This window comes from Clostridium zeae (assembly GCF_017312485.1).
In the GTDB taxonomy this organism is placed as follows: domain Bacteria; phylum Bacillota; class Clostridia; order Clostridiales; family Clostridiaceae; genus Clostridium_AR; species Clostridium_AR zeae.
Map to the genome: position 1 here is coordinate 432,567 of NZ_BMBA01000001.1, position 18,125 is coordinate 450,691.

The 18,125-nt window shown below is 30.6% G+C and carries 14 protein-coding genes and 1 riboswitch; of the genes, 5 read left to right on the forward strand and 9 right to left on the reverse strand.

Annotated features, from left to right (window positions below; translation table 11 throughout):
* Positions 1 to 79 precede the first annotated feature (79 nt).
* Positions 80 to 931 carry an aldo/keto reductase gene (locus tag J3477_RS02000; RefSeq protein ID WP_206867884.1) on the forward strand — a complete coding sequence of 284 codons (852 nt, stop codon included), beginning with the start codon at positions 80 to 82 and terminating at the stop codon, positions 929 to 931.
* A gap of 176 nt (positions 932 to 1,107) precedes the next feature.
* Here the strand turns inward: J3477_RS02000 and J3477_RS02005 are convergent, their stop codons facing one another.
* The 7 genes from J3477_RS02005 to J3477_RS02035 all read right to left on the reverse strand — a co-directional run bounded on the left by J3477_RS02005 (position 1,108) and on the right by J3477_RS02035 (position 9,985).
* A complete protein-coding gene (locus J3477_RS02005) occupies positions 1,108 to 1,299 on the reverse strand; it encodes a hypothetical protein (protein WP_206867885.1) in 192 nt (63 codons plus the stop codon).
* Between the two features lie 117 nt (positions 1,300 to 1,416).
* The gene (locus J3477_RS02010) at positions 1,417 to 1,764 is read right to left on the reverse strand and encodes a hypothetical protein (RefSeq protein ID WP_206867886.1); all 348 of its coding nucleotides are present in this window, start codon (positions 1,762 to 1,764) and stop codon (positions 1,417 to 1,419) included.
* Positions 1,765 to 2,045: 281 nt separating this feature from the next.
* Positions 2,046 to 2,387: a hypothetical protein gene (locus J3477_RS02015; RefSeq protein WP_206867887.1), complete on the reverse strand. Its 342-nt coding sequence runs from the start codon at positions 2,385 to 2,387 to the stop codon at positions 2,046 to 2,048.
* 206 nt (positions 2,388 to 2,593) lie between these two features.
* Entirely contained in the window at positions 2,594 to 7,804 is a 5,211-nt protein-coding gene (locus J3477_RS02020; protein WP_206867888.1) for a SpaA isopeptide-forming pilin-related protein, read from the reverse strand.
* A 51-nt stretch (positions 7,805 to 7,855) separates the two neighbouring features.
* Positions 7,856 to 7,938, reverse strand: a riboswitch (cyclic di-GMP riboswitch).
* Positions 7,939 to 8,035: 97 nt separating this feature from the next.
* Positions 8,036 to 8,725, reverse strand: coding sequence for a YjjG family noncanonical pyrimidine nucleotidase (locus tag J3477_RS02025; protein WP_206867889.1), 690 nt, complete (start codon positions 8,723 to 8,725; stop codon positions 8,036 to 8,038).
* 276 nt (positions 8,726 to 9,001) lie between these two features.
* Positions 9,002 to 9,484, reverse strand: a complete 483-nt coding sequence (locus J3477_RS02030) for a DMT family transporter (protein ID WP_206867890.1) — start codon at positions 9,482 to 9,484, stop codon at positions 9,002 to 9,004.
* Positions 9,485 to 9,562: 78 nt separating this feature from the next.
* Positions 9,563 to 9,985, reverse strand: a complete 423-nt coding sequence (locus J3477_RS02035) for a DMT family transporter (protein WP_228731182.1) — start codon at positions 9,983 to 9,985, stop codon at positions 9,563 to 9,565.
* A gap of 104 nt (positions 9,986 to 10,089) precedes the next feature.
* On the opposite strand from J3477_RS02035, the gene J3477_RS02040 reads away from it, so the two are divergent.
* From J3477_RS02040 to J3477_RS02050, 3 genes are all read left to right on the forward strand, one after another.
* Positions 10,090 to 10,779, forward strand: a complete 690-nt coding sequence (locus tag J3477_RS02040) for a Crp/Fnr family transcriptional regulator (RefSeq protein ID WP_206867891.1) — start codon at positions 10,090 to 10,092, stop codon at positions 10,777 to 10,779.
* Positions 10,780 to 10,884: 105 nt separating this feature from the next.
* Entirely contained in the window at positions 10,885 to 11,535 is a 651-nt protein-coding gene (locus J3477_RS02045) for a pentapeptide repeat-containing protein (protein WP_228731183.1), read from the forward strand.
* A 535-nt stretch (positions 11,536 to 12,070) separates the two neighbouring features.
* Positions 12,071 to 13,414 carry an FtsX-like permease family protein gene (locus J3477_RS02050; protein WP_206867892.1) on the forward strand — a complete coding sequence of 448 codons (1,344 nt, stop codon included), beginning with the start codon at positions 12,071 to 12,073 and terminating at the stop codon, positions 13,412 to 13,414.
* Positions 13,415 to 13,758: 344 nt separating this feature from the next.
* Here the strand turns inward: J3477_RS02050 and J3477_RS02055 are convergent, their stop codons facing one another.
* On the reverse strand, positions 13,759 to 14,916 hold the full coding sequence (locus tag J3477_RS02055; protein WP_206867893.1) for a DUF362 domain-containing protein: 1,158 nt from the start codon (positions 14,914 to 14,916) through the stop codon (positions 13,759 to 13,761).
* Between the two features lie 978 nt (positions 14,917 to 15,894).
* Between J3477_RS02055 and J3477_RS02060 the strand changes: the two genes are divergently transcribed.
* Positions 15,895 to 16,902 carry an RICIN domain-containing protein gene (locus J3477_RS02060; RefSeq protein ID WP_206867894.1) on the forward strand — a complete coding sequence of 336 codons (1,008 nt, stop codon included), beginning with the start codon at positions 15,895 to 15,897 and terminating at the stop codon, positions 16,900 to 16,902.
* 228 nt (positions 16,903 to 17,130) lie between these two features.
* Here J3477_RS02060 and J3477_RS02065 read toward each other — a convergent pair whose 3' ends face one another.
* Positions 17,131 to 18,009 (reverse strand): aldo/keto reductase, encoded by an 879-nt coding sequence (locus J3477_RS02065; protein WP_206867895.1) that lies wholly within the window; start codon positions 18,007 to 18,009, stop codon positions 17,131 to 17,133.
* Positions 18,010 to 18,125: the final 116 nt, after the last annotated feature.

Genomic DNA, 18,125 nt, shown 5'->3' on the forward strand with positions numbered 1-18,125 from the left:
GTATTATAAATTAATAAAAATATAAAATTAAATCAGAGTGTTTAAAAATACTATATAAAGATTGGAGTGTATATTAAAAATGAATTCTTTGAAAGATTGTTATAAGTTATCTAACGGGGTTGAAATTCCATGCGTAGGACTAGGTACATGGCAAGCAGAAAATGGTAAAATTGCTATATCTTCTGTAAGAGATGCTCTCTCAGCTGGATATCGCCATATTGACACTGCTGCAGGATATAAAAATGAAGAAAGTGTTGGTATAGCAGTAAAGGAAAGTGGAATTCCAAGAGAAGATATCTTCATTACTAGTAAACTTCACAATAATGAGCACGGTTACGAAAACACCATGAAAGCTTTTGAAGATACCTTAAAGAAACTTGACACTGATTATCTTGATCTTTATCTAATTCATTGGCCAAATCCTATAAAATATAGAGACTGTTGGGAAGAAGCAAATGCTGGTTCATGGAAGGCATTCGAAGAGCTTTATACAGCTGGGCGTATCCGTTCGATTGGAGTAAGTAACTTCCATTCTCATCATATTAAAGCCTTACTTAAAACAGCAACTATTGCTCCTATGGTTAATCAGATAAGACTTTGCCCTGGAGATACACAAGATGAACTTGTAGAATACTGCAAGTCAAATAATATTCTATTAGAAGCATACAGCCCATTAGGAACTGGTTTGATTTTTGAATCAAAAGAAATGAAAGCTCTAGCAGAAAAATATGAAAAATCAATTGCACAAATATGCATACGTTGGAGTTTACAAATGGGATTCTTACCACTTCCTAAATCTGTAACAACATCACGTATAGTTGAGAATGTAGATGTTTTCGATTTTGAGCTTTCACAAGAAGATGTACTGCTTATTACAGATTTAAAAGGTGTTTGTGGATTTTCTAAAGATCCAGATACAATTACATTCTAAAATTTTATGACACAACTAAAGGCATACTAGAATTTTCGGTATGCCTTTAGTTGTCTTTCTAAGTCAATGTTTATAGATAATCTTTTTATACTATTGTCATATAGTTTTTATTGTTTTTTAATGATCTCAATCTGATTTTGTTATACGAAGTACATAAATCAGTTATTAAGAATATTTCATCTCTCATCAAAATCCTTTTTAACTACTGCAAATGAAATTACTACAGCCGAAATAAAAATCGATATCCCTTTTATAACAATCTCCCAAATACTTTTGGTTATAGATGGCATGCCTACTGATAATATTAGCAAAGCTAAGCCCGCTATAAATATTTTTTTCTTTAGTAATTTTTTATTTTTATCTACCATGTTAAAAATCCTTTTATTTCTTTATTTTATTCTTTATAAAAGTTAAACCAATATAAACAGCTAAGTAACACGCAATGACTATCTTAATATATTCAATAGTTTATTTATATTTTAGTGCTATTCAGCACTCTTTATTGTATAAGTATTTTCAGCATTTAAAGGCACTGTATTAAGGTAAGTTTCTCCCGTTTTACTAAAGGTTACTCCGTAGGTTATTCCGTTATTACTGCCATCTCTAATTCCTCTTACTTGAATTACAGCCTTATCAGGCACTGAAACTTTAACTGGTTTATGCCTTATTGAGAAAGCTTCCCCTTGAGGTGATCCATCTACAAAAACCTGAACATAATCTCCATCCTCTTTATCAACAAAGTTCCAAATAGAAAGTTCAATTTTTCCATAGCTTTTTCCTGTATCTACAGTAAAGTCCTTTGCATCTAATTTCACAGTATTCTTACTTAACATCTCTCCTGCGTTAATATCATCTAGCTTACATTTTTTTCAATCTCATTTTCCCAACTTCTATCCATGATTACTAATTATATCACAAAATTTGCCATAATATACAAGCTTAATTTTACATATTATGTGTTACAAAAATTTTCATTTTATAATTTTATATGGTATAAATTAAAAAGCGATTACTCCTACTGAGATAATCGCTTTTCACTTCTTTGTTGAAAACAAATTATAATAACATGTACAAAAATATTGCTTTCTCTAATCTTAAGTACTATAAATATTAATTAGTAGTTATATGGATAAGGCGGTGCAATATAAGGATAGTTTAATAAGGCTAGGCCTACTAGTGTATTAATCGGGAATTTTCTGCGCCTAAATCTTCTAAATCTTCTTCTTGGATGACCATAACCATAATATTGACGTTGCTGGTCATATAGGTTGTCATTTTCTTGTTCCATAACATCCTCACCAACTAATACTGTAACTTCATCCATATCTACATTTTCAATGATACCATCAAGTACACTTCCATCTCTCATTGTCAAAACAGTATGATAATACATATACTTCTTGCATTCAACATGTAGTGACTGCATATCTCTGTAATAATCGTTTTCTAAAAGCATTTTTACACCTTCCTTTCTTCAGTATCATGATATTCGTTTTAAAACACTTTCGTTCCTTTTTTCTTATACATTAAAATTAAGAGCACCTCTGAAAGAGGCACTCTAAAATTTTCTTGTTAGTATTTCATTGTTTTATTGATAGAAATCAATATACTAAGTCAGGCCATTTTCTGCAAATATGCATCATCTAATTCAGCTTGATTATTCTAAGAAGCATTATCATTTTTGTCTAATCTTCTTATCATAAATACAGATCCTGAAAGCAATGCTAACATACCTAATATCAGTAAAATTGAACTATCAATGACACTTCCAGTTTGCGGTATAACAGAAACAATTTTTTTATCATTAATGGTAAAGCTCTGTTCATCTGTAGATTTTACTTGAACATTTAATATTTGGCTGTTAACACTATATCCATTAGGTGCTTTTGTCTCTTTTATAGTATAATTTCCATAAACTACAGCTTTAAATATTAAAGTACCATCGTTGCCTGATACCGCGCTATTAACAACTTTTCCTTCTGAGTCATATAAAGTGAATTCAGCTCCTAAAAGAGGATTGCCGCTTTCATCTACCTTCTTTATCGTGATGTCAGCCTTTATCTTTGAATCTATGATAGCCTCAACTTCATATACTTTGCCACTTTCATTTCCATCTACCTTCACCTTAACAACTTTATCAGAAAGATTATATCCTTCCGGTGCTTTTGTTTCTTTTATCATATATTCTCCATAATTAATATCTGTAAAGCTAACAATACCTTTTTCATCGGTTACTGATTTCTTTACTTCCTTTCCATTTAGGTCAAATAAAGTTAGTTCTGCACCAGGTAGATTATTACCAGCTTCATCAATTTTCTTAAGCTGGATTATACCTGTTATTATTGTATTTGTTAAAGCATCCTTCAAGATTACTCCATCGTCTTTGATACTAAATGTATGTTTTTCAGCATTTAGCAAATATCCTTTTGGAGCGTTAGTTTCCAAGAAATAGTATTTTCCATAGTCTAATTTATCAAACTCTACCTTTCCGTCTATTCCTGTCACCTTGCTAATTACTAACTTATCATCACTAGTATATATAGCTATTGTTGCTCCTTGTATTGGTGCTGAAGATGAAAAATCACTCTTTGTTATGCTTATTCCTCCAGTGATTTTTGTGTTAGTTAAGGTATCCTTCAAAATCACTCCATCATCTTTAATACTAAATGGATGTTTTTCAGGGTTTAACAAATATCCTTCTGGTGCCTTTGTTTCTAAGAAATAATAACTTCCATAAACTAGTTTATCAAACTCTACTGTACCATCAGCTGCTGTCACCTTACTTGCTATAAGCTTATCATCACTGCTATATAAGGATATTGTAGCTCCAGGTACTGGTGCTGAGGTTGATGTATCAGTCTTGGAAATCTTTATTCCTCCAAAAATCTTTGTATTTGTTAAGGTATCTTTTAAGATAACACCATTTTCCTTGATACTAAAAGAATGTTTTTCAGAATTTAATGTATATCCAGCTGGTGCTTTTGTTTCTAAGAAATAGTAATTACCATAAGGAAGATTATCAAACTGTACAGTTCCTTCAATCCCAGTAACCTTACTAAGCACAAGCTTATCGTCACTACTATAAATTGATATAGTTGCTCCAGGCACTGGTGCTGAGGTTGAAATATCTGTTTTAGAAATCTTTATTCCTCCAGTAATTTTTGTATTTGTTAAAGTATCCTTCAAAATAACTCCATTATCTCTAATTCTAAAAGTATGCTTATCAGGATTCAACAAATATCCTTCTGGTGCCTTTGTTTCCAGGAAATAATAATCTCCATAAGTTAAGTTATCAAATAAAGCAGTACCATCAATTGCTGTTTCTTTACTAGCCACCAATATATTGTCTACAGTGTATATTGAAATAGTTGCTTTTGGAACTGGGGCAGAAGTTGATATATCAGTCTTTGATATTTTTATTCCACCAACTATTTTTGTATTGGTAAGTTTATCTGTTAAGATAACTCCATTTTCTTTAATTTCAAAAAGATGCTTTTCTTTGTTTAGCTGATATCCTTCTGGTGCATTTGTTTCTGTGAAATAGTACTTTCCATATACTAAATTATCAAATAGCACTATTCCATCAGAATTAGTAACTTTACTATCTACCAATTCATCATTTTCTGTATAGACTGAGATTGTAGCCCCAGGTATTGCATCTGAGGTTGATATATCAGTTTTAGAAATCTGAATACCTCCAGTTATCTTTGTATTAGTTAAACTGTCTCTTATGATAACTCCATTTTCTCTAATACTGAATGGATGTTTATCAGTATTTAGTATATAACCTTCTGGTGCATCAGTTTCTAAAAAGTAATAGTCTCCGTATTCAAGGTTATAAAATTGTACCATACCCATCTCAGTTCCCTTGCTGTCAACAAAGGTGTCATCACTTCTATATATTGATATAGTAGCTCCTGTTAATGGTTCAGAAGTTGATATATCAGTCTTAGAAATGCGTATGCCACCAGTGATCTTTTCATCCTTCCAAGTATAACTGATATTCTTTACTTCATTGTTGCTATCAATAGTAAAACTATATAGACCATCTTGAGAATCTTTTGGATTAGTTAAATTATAGCCAGTTGGAGGAGTTACTTCTTGAACATAGTAAGGAATATCGTACCTTATTCCGTCAAATTTTAAAGTTCCATCACTATCAGTTGTTCCAGATTTTATTACATTTTTATATCTATCTATAAGATTGAATGTTGCACCTTTCAGTTTCTTTGTATTATCCTTACTGTCTACTTTTATTACAGTGATACTCCCTGTTTCACCAGTACCACCACTGCCTCCACCTTGATAGACTACATTTACATTACCAGAAGTAGACTCCTCTTCAGTTTTACTTCCCTTAAAGGAAGCAGAATTCTTAAATGTAGCTTTACTCTTATCAGTAACATTAGTTCTAAAACTTAATAGATAAGGTCCGTTTAGAGCCTCTGGGAAGGTGAATGTAAATTTCCTTGTTGTCATATCATACTTAACACTATTTTCATTTAACTGCACAACATCACCTTTTGTTAAAGTCCCATCATGGTTCAAGGTTTCTTTGTATAAGGTTACCGAAATTGTATCAAGTGCTAACCCCTCCTGTAAGTTATCTTCAATAGTTGCATTATCAAGAGGTATTGCATTAGAATTAACTATTATATTCCAATCTATATAGTTATTCCCTTGTTTATAATCAGCAGATTTTGCTATGACAGTATTGCCAATAGTCTTAGACCCTTCACTACTTACACCTTGAGGAATTACATCTCCTGTTAAAGTTGCTTTATTTTTTAAGGTCTTATCCCCATTTTCCTTGAAAATAGTTAGATCAATGATTTTAGTTTTAAAGGTTATAGTATAAGTTTTATCTATAGTATCAGGGAAGGTATAAGTTAAAGTTCCAGTTTTCTCTTTATCATCACTTGCTGCTTTTACATACGAAAATTTGCTTACATCCCCACCATTATCAATAGTTGCAGAGTTTTCAACATATTCTTGTCCTAAAGAAATGTTATCAGTTACTACTCCATTCTTTATAGGCATAGCGTTTTTATTAACTACAACCTTCCAAGTTAATTCTCTTGTAGTGTAATCATAGCCTATATTAGATTTATTAATAACTTCACTTGTGACATTTATACTACCCGTTGAAGAAGATTGTGGTATATTTTCTCCTGTTAATACTGCGGTATTATACATCGTAGTAGTCTTATTAACACCAAAAACGTTATTATCCATAATCTCAGTCTTAAAGGTTATAGTATAAGTTTTGTTAATGGTTCCAGCAAATTTATAAGTTAAGGTTCCAGTCTTAGAAGTGTCGTTACCTGAAGCCGCCACATATTCAAAGTCTTTTATATCAGCACCTTGATCAATAGTTGCCGAATCTTCAACATACTTTTGTCCTATTGGAATATTATCTGTAACCACTGCTTTATCGATGTTTATCTTGTTGTTATTAACTATGATCTTCCAAGTAATATAATGAGTCGAAGGATCATAGGATACTCCTGTTTTTCTAATAACATTTGATGGTACTCCTACTCCATTACTGGTTGCTGTCGGCGTCCCATTAACTCCTTCACCACTTAATGTAACTGTATTAGTGTAAGTTTTGCCTGCATTTGAATTATAAACATTGGGGTCAGTCACATCTGTTGAGAAAGTTATGATTTGAGGCTTATCTATAGTTCCTTGGAAGGTATATTCTAAAGTATTGTTTTTGTAAGTATAGCCTGTTTCCACACTACCATTGACCTTAAAGCTGCCTGTGGTCAAGGTTAAGCCTTCAGGAATATTATCTGTAATTTTTGCATTAGTCAAAACCTGAGCATTATTGTTAACCTTTATCGTCCAGTCAATTCTGCCTGCAATACTTCCACTCTGACTAGTTAACTCTACATACTTTCCACTCTTATCAATATAATTTGTAGTAACAGTTACTGATGCAGTATTAGAAATGGTTGTACCATCATGATTAAGTACAACTGTGTTATATTCCTTAGTACTAGCCCCTTCCTTTTCAAAAACCTTTGGATCTGTTACCTTTGTGTTAAAGGTTATTTTGTACACATCATTTATTGTTTCTGGAAAAGTGTACTTTAAGGTTCCTGTCTTTGCATTGTCACCTGGTTCTGCTGGTTGATAGCTGAATTTACTTGAATCGCCGCCATTGTCTATAGCTGCTGAATTCTTTACATATTCTTGACCTATAGGAATGTTATCTATGACCTGGCCATTTTTGACTGTAACCTTCTCTTTATTAACTTTAACTGTCCAAGTAATCTGATTTGTACTTGGATCGTAACTTCCACTCTTCTCAATTGAAGTTGGAACAGCTACTGGCTGTTCAAAGTTTATATTTACAGTTACAGGGACTGAATTTCCCCCAAGATCAAACACTATCTTCTGAGGATTGGTAGTTCCTATATTACTCTTATCAAATACAGTATCTACATAGAAATATCCACTTACATTTGAATGAGTACTAGCATAGTCTGAAAAAGTTATGATTATGTCTCCATTTGTACTGAAAGAAACCTTTCCTAGAACTCCATTTTTACTATCCTTAATATCTAAAGAAAAAGGATATTGAATGGAAATTTGTTTAGGCATCTTCATTTTATAAGTATCTCCTGCCTTAACATCGCCAGTATTAGGAATAGCAAAAGTATACTTTACACGTACCTCAGAACTTTTATCAATACCATCCTTTAGTGGTTGATCCTTTAAGTCAGTTAAACTTACCCCTGTTATAAAAGGAAAGTCTGCTACCTCCTCTGCCTTAACCACTTTTGTTTGTAGCGCCTGAGAAAAAATTTGCACTATAAAGAATACAAGCATCAGTGCAATGGTCGGTAATTTTCTTTTTTTCATTTTTCCACTCCTTTTTTGTAAATTTGCCAAAAAAATAAAACCGACCAATTTTAAAAGATTGGCCGGTTGCACTACTAGCTCCCTGTATACAAAGTGCCCAGATAAGTATACAGATCAAAACTTCCAATATATTGTAATTCAGCATCTGTATAATATATTTATAGTTAGGTAATAATTATTACAAAAAAATAAAGATAACAAGAAATTTACAATTTTCTTGTTATCTTCACTCTATCCGTTTATTATATCTCTAAGCTCGTTTAGACTACTTATTTCATATGTTGGCTTTATATCTGACGTATTCAGAGTTTTACTTGGATTATACCAACAAGTATCGATTCCAGCATTTGCACCACCCTTTATATCAGAACTTAAACTATCTCCAACCATAAGAACCTTGCTTTTATCAGTATGCTTTAGATTATTTAAAGCCATCTCAAATATCCTTGGATCTGGTTTAGCTACCTTAACTTCTTCTGATATTACCACATCTTGAAAATATTTTGCTATGGTAGATTTTTTTATTCTTCCATTCTGAACATCTGTTAGTCCATTTGTCACTATTGTCAATTTATAATCTTTATATAAACTTTCTACAAGTGCCTCACTATCTTCAAATAAGAAGGAAGCATTAGCTAGATGTTTCATATACGTCTTCGCAAATTCAACTTCATCAAAGACTACTTCTAGTTTATCTGCTAATCTTTTAAATCTTTCTACCTTTAATTTTTCTTGAGTAATAAGACCTTCTTCAAACTCTTTCCATATAGCTGTATTTATCTCACTATATATTTTTAAATGATGGTTTTCATCATATTCAATATCAAATTCAACCATAGCGTTTTTAAAAGCTTCTCTTTCAGATTTTCTAAAATCAAAAAGAGTTTCATCTGCATCAAAAATTATAACTTCGTATTTCATATTAATCCCCCTCTACTAAGGCTTTCTTTTCATTTACCTGTGCATCTATGACCATTTTTGGAGTGATTTTTAGTGTATTATCTATAAACATATCTCATTCTCCTTCTTTTATTAATAATAATTATTATAATAAACTTTCCTATAGTCTATTTTTAAATTTCAGCACCAATGACAGTGAGAGTTTCTAAGTATATTTGAAATTGAACTACTATATCTTTATACTATTAATCCCAATATAACATATAATTTAGAAAATATCGTCTCTCTTTTTTTAACCTATCTAACATTAGTAGTAATATCTTCGTTTAAGCCTTCTAGTTGCTTCTTTAGTTTATTATCCGCTCTTGCATTTAAAATCAAGCCTATAAGAAACAATACCCCACCAATTACTTTTCCTTTTGAAAAGACATCTAAATATATATAATCAATGATGGCACTTGCAAACATCTGCCCTATAAACCGAAGTATAACAACATAAACCGCTGGCACTTTGGGAACTAAAACGTTAAAAATATAAGTTGTCAAAACTCCTATAAAACCACCTATAAAATATGGTAATGGAACTGATCGTATTATCTCATATGAAGGAATTGAATTTATCATAGCTGCACAGAGAATAACTGAAGACAAGGTTGCCATTAAATAATTTATAATAACCCCATTAATCATCCCTTCTTTTTGCGAAAGCTTTCCATTGATCATCATATTAACAACTATATTTACACCTATAAAAAAAGCTAAGAAAATATATAAAATCATTTTAATCCTCCAATATATAATAAAGTTACTATTTTTAATTTCAACAATATTTTTAATAATAGACTAAATAAAATATCTTTATATAACAATCATAACAATTGCTCCAAGAGAAATTATTGAAAACCCAAGTAGTTTCTCTTTTCTGAACTTATTTACTGGCATTCCAAAAAGCCCAAAGTGTTCAACTATGATTGACATTACAAGTTGTCCATATAAGCTTATACTACTTGTCAAGGTTACACCTATCACTGGTATACATAAATTATTTAAAAGTATGGTTATAACACCAAGAACTCCAGGCAATAGAAATATCAACTTCATTCCTACAAGCTTCGGAAATTTATTTTTTCTAACAATGGCTATGAGAACAATGGTTATTAAACCGATTGTATGAAATATCAAGGTGCTCATAAACGGCCCTGTTTCCTTAGTGACCATCCCATTAAAGAACACCATAATAGCCAGCAAAATACCATTAATAAGTGCTAAATTTTTATACATAACTATATCCCCCTAAACTTTACAATACTTCATAAATGCTTTATAAATAATTTATAACATTTATATAAATTCAAACAGGACATTTGTCCTGCATAGGAGGATTTATGAAAAGAGTCTTAAATAAAGAGCTATTAAATGATTTTTTTACTAAAAATCATATTGATGATATATTTGATAAAGACATAGTAGACCACTGCGAGCTGCACTTTTACAAAAAAGATGAATTTGTATTACATTCAGAATCAGAATTAGAATATTTATATATGCTTGTGGATGGGAAATTAAAAATTTTTTATCTTTTTGAAAACGGGAAATCAATGCTTTTAAAATTTTATAAGGATTTTATCTTTATAGGTGATATAGAAATCTTGAAAAACAAACCAATTCGCTGCAATGTGGAGGCAGTTGAAGATACTTATCTTATTGCAGTGCCAGCCAATATAATTAGAAAACATTATATAAATAATACTAAGTTTCTTCATTATCTTATAGATTCTTTAAGTGAAAAACTTGACTCGACAATTAATAATAGCTCTTATAATTTTGTATATCCTCTTGGCAATAGATTAGCTAGTTATTTGGTAGAACATTTAATAGATGAGGATAATATACTTTTAGATTCAAGCTTTAAAGAAATTGCTCAATTTTTAGGAACCACCACTAGACATTTAGGGAGAACCTTTAAAGAATTAGAAGCGAAAAATATTATAAGATTAGATAATAAAACTGTTTATATCCTAGATAGGACTGAATTAAAAGAGCTATCTAAGAATACTTTTTTAAAATCTCTTTAAAATTCGTCGCTGTTAAAGCACTGTGTTAAAATTAATTTCAACAATATTCTTAAACTTAGCCTAAAATTTAAATATACAAATATAGAAGATAAGGATGAATTTATTATGGATAAAAAAAACTTAATAAAAATAATAAAACCTAAATTACCTAATGCTTTATCACCTTTCGAGCTTTCTGAGGATACTATAACTGACTATGATTCAATATCAGAATCATACATAAAAGAATGTTCCTTAAAATATCACGAAGCAAATAAAGTTTCATTTAATGAAGTTGTGTTTGAAAATACTACTATTAACAATGTTTCATTCCAAAAATCTGATTTAGTGGATGTTAGATTCGAAAATTGTGATTTATGTAATGTAGATTTTTCAGAATCCTCTTTTCATAGAGTTGAGTTTATAAATTGTAAAGTGGTGGGCATTAATTTTACTGAATCAACTTTAAAAAATGTGTTTTTCAAAGAATGTAATGGACAATATTCTCTTTTCAGATTTGTAGATTGTAATTCAGTGATATTTGATCATTGTCACTTACGCTACTCCGACTTCCAAGAAAGTAAGTTTACTAAATTAGACTTTAAAGATTCAGATCTTACTGAAAGCCAATTTTTCAACACTAAACTAAAAGGAATGGATTTTAGAAGTTCAGAAATTGATGGCATTGCAGCTAGAATTCCAGATTTAGAAGGAATGATTGTATCAACAGCTCAAACAATAACTCTTGCTGCATTAATTGGAGTGGAAGTTAGATAAGGTTGCAAAAATATACCCTCTTGGTATAAAAGATATTTATTTGCATAACTTTACTTTCTAATATGATGTCACAACATAGAACTCTCCTATCTAGTGGGAGAGTTTTTTACTTTGTAGGTACATATAAAATTTTAGTGTGTCTACCCTTAAATATTGAGATAGCTTTACAAGCTTTTAATGGATATACATTTAAGAAATCAAATCTATTTCCCGGCTTAATCTGCGTATAACTAAACTATAGGATAATAAAAAAATTTTATCTAAATTATTTCAAATCCCAAGAATAAAAAGAAGAAAAACAGCTACAAAATGGATAACAAGTCAAATATTCAGTAAATTCCATATTTGTATCTACTTCTACTTAGATGTATAATTATATTGTCACTATATAGTGACAATTATATTTTGTACATTGCTTATTACATGGTTAAAGTTTTAGCTGTAGCTTTTTTCTAAAAGTATTGCCCTATGGCTTTCAGCTAAATGTATACGTAAACAAACCTTATAATTAATTAAATTATTGCAGGAGGGTAATATGGGAACTTACAAACTCGCTTTAAAGATGCTTAAAACCGATTTAAAACAAACCTTACTTTATCTTTTATTTGTAATCTTTTCAGTAGCCACTTTATTTATTGGCTACGCTATGATGGATGATAATAATTACACTTCACTTAAGGGGAGCACATCTGAGCTTTGCCAAGTGCTTTTATTTGGTCTAACTATACTTTTACTATTCATGGTGTTCTTCGCTAACTCCTACTTTATTACTGGAAAGACAAAAGAGTTTGCAATTGCAGAGTTAAATGGAGTATGCTCTACTAAACTCATGGGACTTTTAAGTTTTCAAACTTTTTTACTTGGAATTGTTGGAAGCATATTTGGTATATTACTAGGAATGGTTTCATTGCCTGTAGTATCTGCTGTTATGTATAAATTATTAGGTGCACAGCAAAATGTATACTCAACTACGTCAGATAGTATAATACTTACTCTTATAATAGTTATGCTTATAATGTGCCCTTATATAATTGGTGGCGACTATGGGTATCTTTTTCATCGAGAAATAAAAGATTTGATTTATGGACAAAGACAACTTTATTCACCCCATCCAAAAAAAATCAGAATTCCAGAAATCGAAAATATAAAAAAATTATTCCCCTTTTTGGAAAAATCTAAATCAGAAACACCTCGCAAAACAAAATCAATATCACCACAGAATATATTATCAATAATACTTTATTTTCTTCCTTTAACTGTACTTTTTTTAAATTCAAAAAACTTTTATGGTTTAATGGTTTTTTATTTGCTTTTTTCAGTTATAGGAATACACAAATTATTAACAGTTAATTTTCCAGATAAAATATTAAGTCTTAAAAAGAATGTATTTGCTGGTGATGAAATTAAATTAATTTCACTAAGCAATCTTCACTACTCTTTAAGAAAGATGAATTTTCTTATTGTAACCTTAGCAATATCTACAGTTTCTCTTGTCTTTATAATTGGATCCTATGGTGAATCCTATCAAGTTAAGGTTATGGGGATTTTCGTATATATTTGTGCTATTGTATCACTTGGAATTAGCATTTTGTATAAGTTTATAATAGAAGCTTCCTACAGAAAGCATATATTCATGCAGTTGCAATTACTAGGGTATCACACTAAGCAAATTAAAAAAATTATAAAGCAAGAAATAATATTACTATATGGTGTAGCTATACTAATACCTTTAGTTCACATTGTAATTTATCTTGCAAAGTTCATAAACTTAGGTATTATAACCCTACAGTTGTCTTTAATTCTTTTATCTATTTTTATAGTTATTTTTGTTATCATGATTCCTATATCCTATTTTGTTTATAAGAAATCAGTGTTGTAAAGATAAAAAAAACGTATTAAGTACTGTGAAAACTAATTAAGTGTAACACTATTAGCTATCTTATAATAGGAGTTTTTGTAAAAGATACTATTATATAATATAAGTTTGCGTAGGATTTCTTCATTTTTATAATTTTATAAAATTAAGGTGTCAATACAATAGATACTATATGAACTAGCTACTAGAATTAAATGATTTTTGGAGATGGAATAGCGTAAAAAACTGTATTGTCCGAACGTAGTGAGTTATACAGTTTTAGCTATGTAATCTTCGAAAATCATATTAATTCTTTGCGAAGTTCATTGGAGTATCGGATGTATGGACACCTTAATTTATACTACTAACTATCTCAACCCTAACATCTTACTTAATTGCTTTTCTCTTGTTTCAATTGCTCCCATTGGACATAGTTCTTGACAACAGAAGCAGCGAATACATTTACTATAGTTCCACTTTGGAATTAATTTATCATTATGCTTTTTAAAAGTTATAACATTTGGTTTTTCAGGACAAACCTCAGCACATTTTTTACAACCTACACATTTGTCTGCAACTACAACTGGATCAGGAGCTGCTAAAGATACAGCTAATTTATTTACAGATGGAGTAATAAAATTAACTACTTTTGCACTACGTGATAGTTTAAAGTCTTTACACTTCATATCCTCTATTTTTTCTCCAAAAACCTCTATTTCTTCTGGAAGTACAGCCCCCCACTTTGTCTCATGGGCAACCTTTAAAAACGGCACAGCTAGTACATTATCATAACCAATCAGCCTAACAGCTGTTGAATCAACTGCTGTTAGACATTTCCCCATTATAATTGTGTCCATCTTTTTAGCAGTTCCATTTCTAGGGCCATTGCCTTCCATTGCAACTATACCATCAAGTATAGCAAAGCTTGTCTTTACAACGGAATTTAAATCTAAAAGCATTTTACTAAAATTAATAGCATCAGGTGATTTTGTATGCCATTGAGCCTTCTTAGAACCAGGAACACAGCCAAATTGATTTTTTACAGCTCCTGTATAATACATCATAGCATGAGTCTTTAGTTTTGGAAGAGTTATAACTACATCAGCCTCATAAGGTGCCCTAGCAATGTTCCAAAACTTATACATTATAGGATTACTAAGTTCTACATGAACTTCATCACTAAAATCAACAAACTTAACCCCATATCTTTCAGCAACTTCCATAAGTCCAGATTGCTCAGCAGCCTTCCTAGTATTATCAGAAGCTGGTGAATCTCCAAAACTTATATCATCACTATATTCCTTAACAATTCTTATAACCGCCTCAAACATGGCATAATGAGTTATTACAATAGAACCTTTTTCAACCACACTTAGAAAATTAGGTTTCAATAAAACCTTGCTGTTTTTAGGTATTAACTTTCTCAAAAAAGAACTTCCACCTAAAAATTCAAAGCCTTCTCTTAGTTTCTTTTCAATTGTGTCAACATTATATTCAGTACATTTTAATAAAGCAACCTTTTCCATAACATCACCCTTTTATATTTATTCTTTGCCTAAGCTCATTAAAGATCAACAACTCTAATCCTTAAAATATAAGTTTAATTTAGAGTTGTCCATCTTAAGAGCATTGGATGGATAACCGCTTAATTTCAACATAACGAAATTTTCTTCATTATTATAAAACTATTAATAACCTTAATTTCCTTATCCTAACATTATATCATATATTTTTTATGCTAATTAACTATTTATATTCGTTAATATATTTCTTCAATACATTTCATACAGCCATGTATAACTCTCCTTTTCTACACAGTTATTCTCTATAGTTATTATAAGTTATTGCTTTACCGCACTTAAACTATAGCAAGTTGATATTAATAATATTAACACCAATAGTTTACCTATGAGTACATCAGTACTTTATTTTGTATACATAATAATATATAAAAATGATATTTTAACATTGTTTAATATTAAATAAATTGACATATATTAATACTTTTGTTACAATAATGCATATAATCAATAATTTAAACCCTATAACAACTTAGAAGAAAGTACTTAGTTAATTTGGAAAAGTATTAAATTCTTCAAAAACATTTCATTAAAAGGATTTAGCTTAAATAAATCACTTAAGTTGCAAATCTTATTTCATATTCTTAGCTATTATATAAATCGTTTTCTCTTAACTACTTATATATTTCAATAATAAAATCCATCTAAAGCTAGTTCCACTAAAATACATCTTAACTTTTTATCAACTAATAATAAGTTGATAATATAATCATTAATTTATTTTGTTCCATATAAATAAGCATATATAAAAAAGTAGCAGTTTCAATTCTATAGTTTACATTCCAATATTTATAACATTACCTAATATCTATGAATATTTTCTCTTCAGTAAAATCCATTTTTAAAAATCAGGCATTACCTACCCTTAGTTAAGAAAATGATTCACAAATCTAATATTAATAAAATAATAAGGATGTGTTAAAAATGATTAAAAAAACCTTTATAAAAAAGGCTGCAACCTTCATAGCTATGGCTGCAGTAACTGTTACTACTCTAGCAGTAGCTCAGCCATTAAAAGCATCAGCTGCAGTTGTTTCTGGACAAACATATAAAATTATTAATGTTGGTAGCGGTAAGGCGCTTGATGTTTATGCTGCTGGAACTGCTAATTATACTAATGTTGATATTTACTCTGATAATGGAACCGCAGCTCAACAATGGAACATCGTAGCTAATTCAGATGGAACATATAAGATAATTAACAACAATAGTTGGAAAGCACTTGATGTTTATGCTGCTGGCACAGCAGATTATACCAATGTAGATATCTATGATGACAATGGTACTGCAGCTCAAAAGTGGAGACTTGTATCAAACAGTGATGGTTCTTACAAAATAATCAATGCTAATAGCAATAAGGCTCTTGATGTTTATGCTGCTGGAACTGCTGATTACACTAATGTTGATATCTTTACAGACAACGGAACTGCAGCTCAAAAATGGAATATAGTTCAAGTTGGAGGCGGCACTTCTCCAACTGTAACAAAACCAGGTGAAGTTCCAAGTGACATATGGACATACACAATTAATGCTGACAAAGTATATGGTAATACTGGCGATTTTGCTTTATTACTATGTGCTGTTATTAAAAAGGAGAGTGCTTTTGGAGCTGGCTTAGGTGGAAGTCCATCTGCTGGTGACGGCTTAATGCAAGTAGAGCCTAACACTAGAAACGCATATGCATCCCAATTCCAAGCAAAATTTGGCCATGCTTACAATCATGGCAGTTACCAAGATCAAGTATACTTAGGAGCATTAATCTTAAATGCTAATATAGTTCAATTTGGTAGTGTATATAGTGGTTTATTACATTATAATGGAGGACCAAACTGGTATCCAGGTGCAACAGATTCTTATGGTCGTCCAATCTTGGCAGACCAATATGCAAATGCAGTTTATGCAACTTATCAAAGCTATGGTGGAAAAAAATAATTAAGTTATTTTCATTTATATGAAGCTTAAAAATGATTTACTGATTGGAAAACATAGATATATATTAGGTATGCTGTTATAAAACTTGGGAATAAATATAAGCGGACCTCGATTTTTCATATCGAGGTCCCCTTTTTTGACTTCAGAGACTTTTTTATTCAAATTATATATCTTATATCGGTTGATCAATTACTTAATTTCAACACTGAGCTTTAACATATCATAATTTTAAATTTGTACCTTAAAAAATGGATAATCCTGTACCTTTTCATAATTTTGTCTTAAGAATTCTAAATCCTCATCCGTTAAAGGATTTTTTAAACATTCATCAATATTTTCAACCACAAATGAAAAATTCACAAAATCTCCTGGTGGAACTAAGGCATCAACTCCAAGTGAAAGTGTATATTTCATTGCAGCAAGTCGTAGTTTTTTGTCTTCAAGGTCTATTGGTTTGCACCAAGACTTTTGAAAAGGTGATTTTTCTCTTTCATCCCCATTAAACCATGCCCGTTCTATTAGCTGCTTCATACCAATTAGTCCCATCCCTTTTTCTTTCGCTGTCTTGCATAACTTTGTTCCCATACTGTGTCCTAGGTTCATATGCCAGTTCAAAGGAAATAATATTGTATCAAAATCATAAAGTGACATGGCTTTTAAAGCAACAGCTTCATTATGACAGGTTATGCCTAATTTTCTAACCAACCCTTGTTCCTTGGCCTTCACCATCATTTCCATAACTCCATGAGCTCCAAATGCTTTTTCCACATCCTCTTCCTTACTTAAAGCATGCATTTGATAAACATCAAGATAGTCTGTGTGTAGCATACGAAAAGATTCTTCAAATTCTTTTTGCGCATCTACTTTCATTCTGCATGTGGTTTTACAAGCAAGATATATATTTTTACGATATGGTATAAGGGATTTACCCAGCTTTTCTTGTGCATCCTCATAGGATGGAGCTACATCAAAATAGTTAATTCCTCTATCTATAGCCCATGATACATAATTATCAGAAGCTTCTTGCCCATCTCTCATCGACACTATACCACCGTATATAACTGGGGTAATTTCAAAACCTGTATTACCAAACTTCCTCTTAATCATAAATTGACAACCTCCAACACCTTACTAATTTATATATTTAAAAATTTTATATTTTCCTTATACAGTAAAAGATCTAAAGCTTTACATCCATATAAAAACTATACTCCATAGAGTAC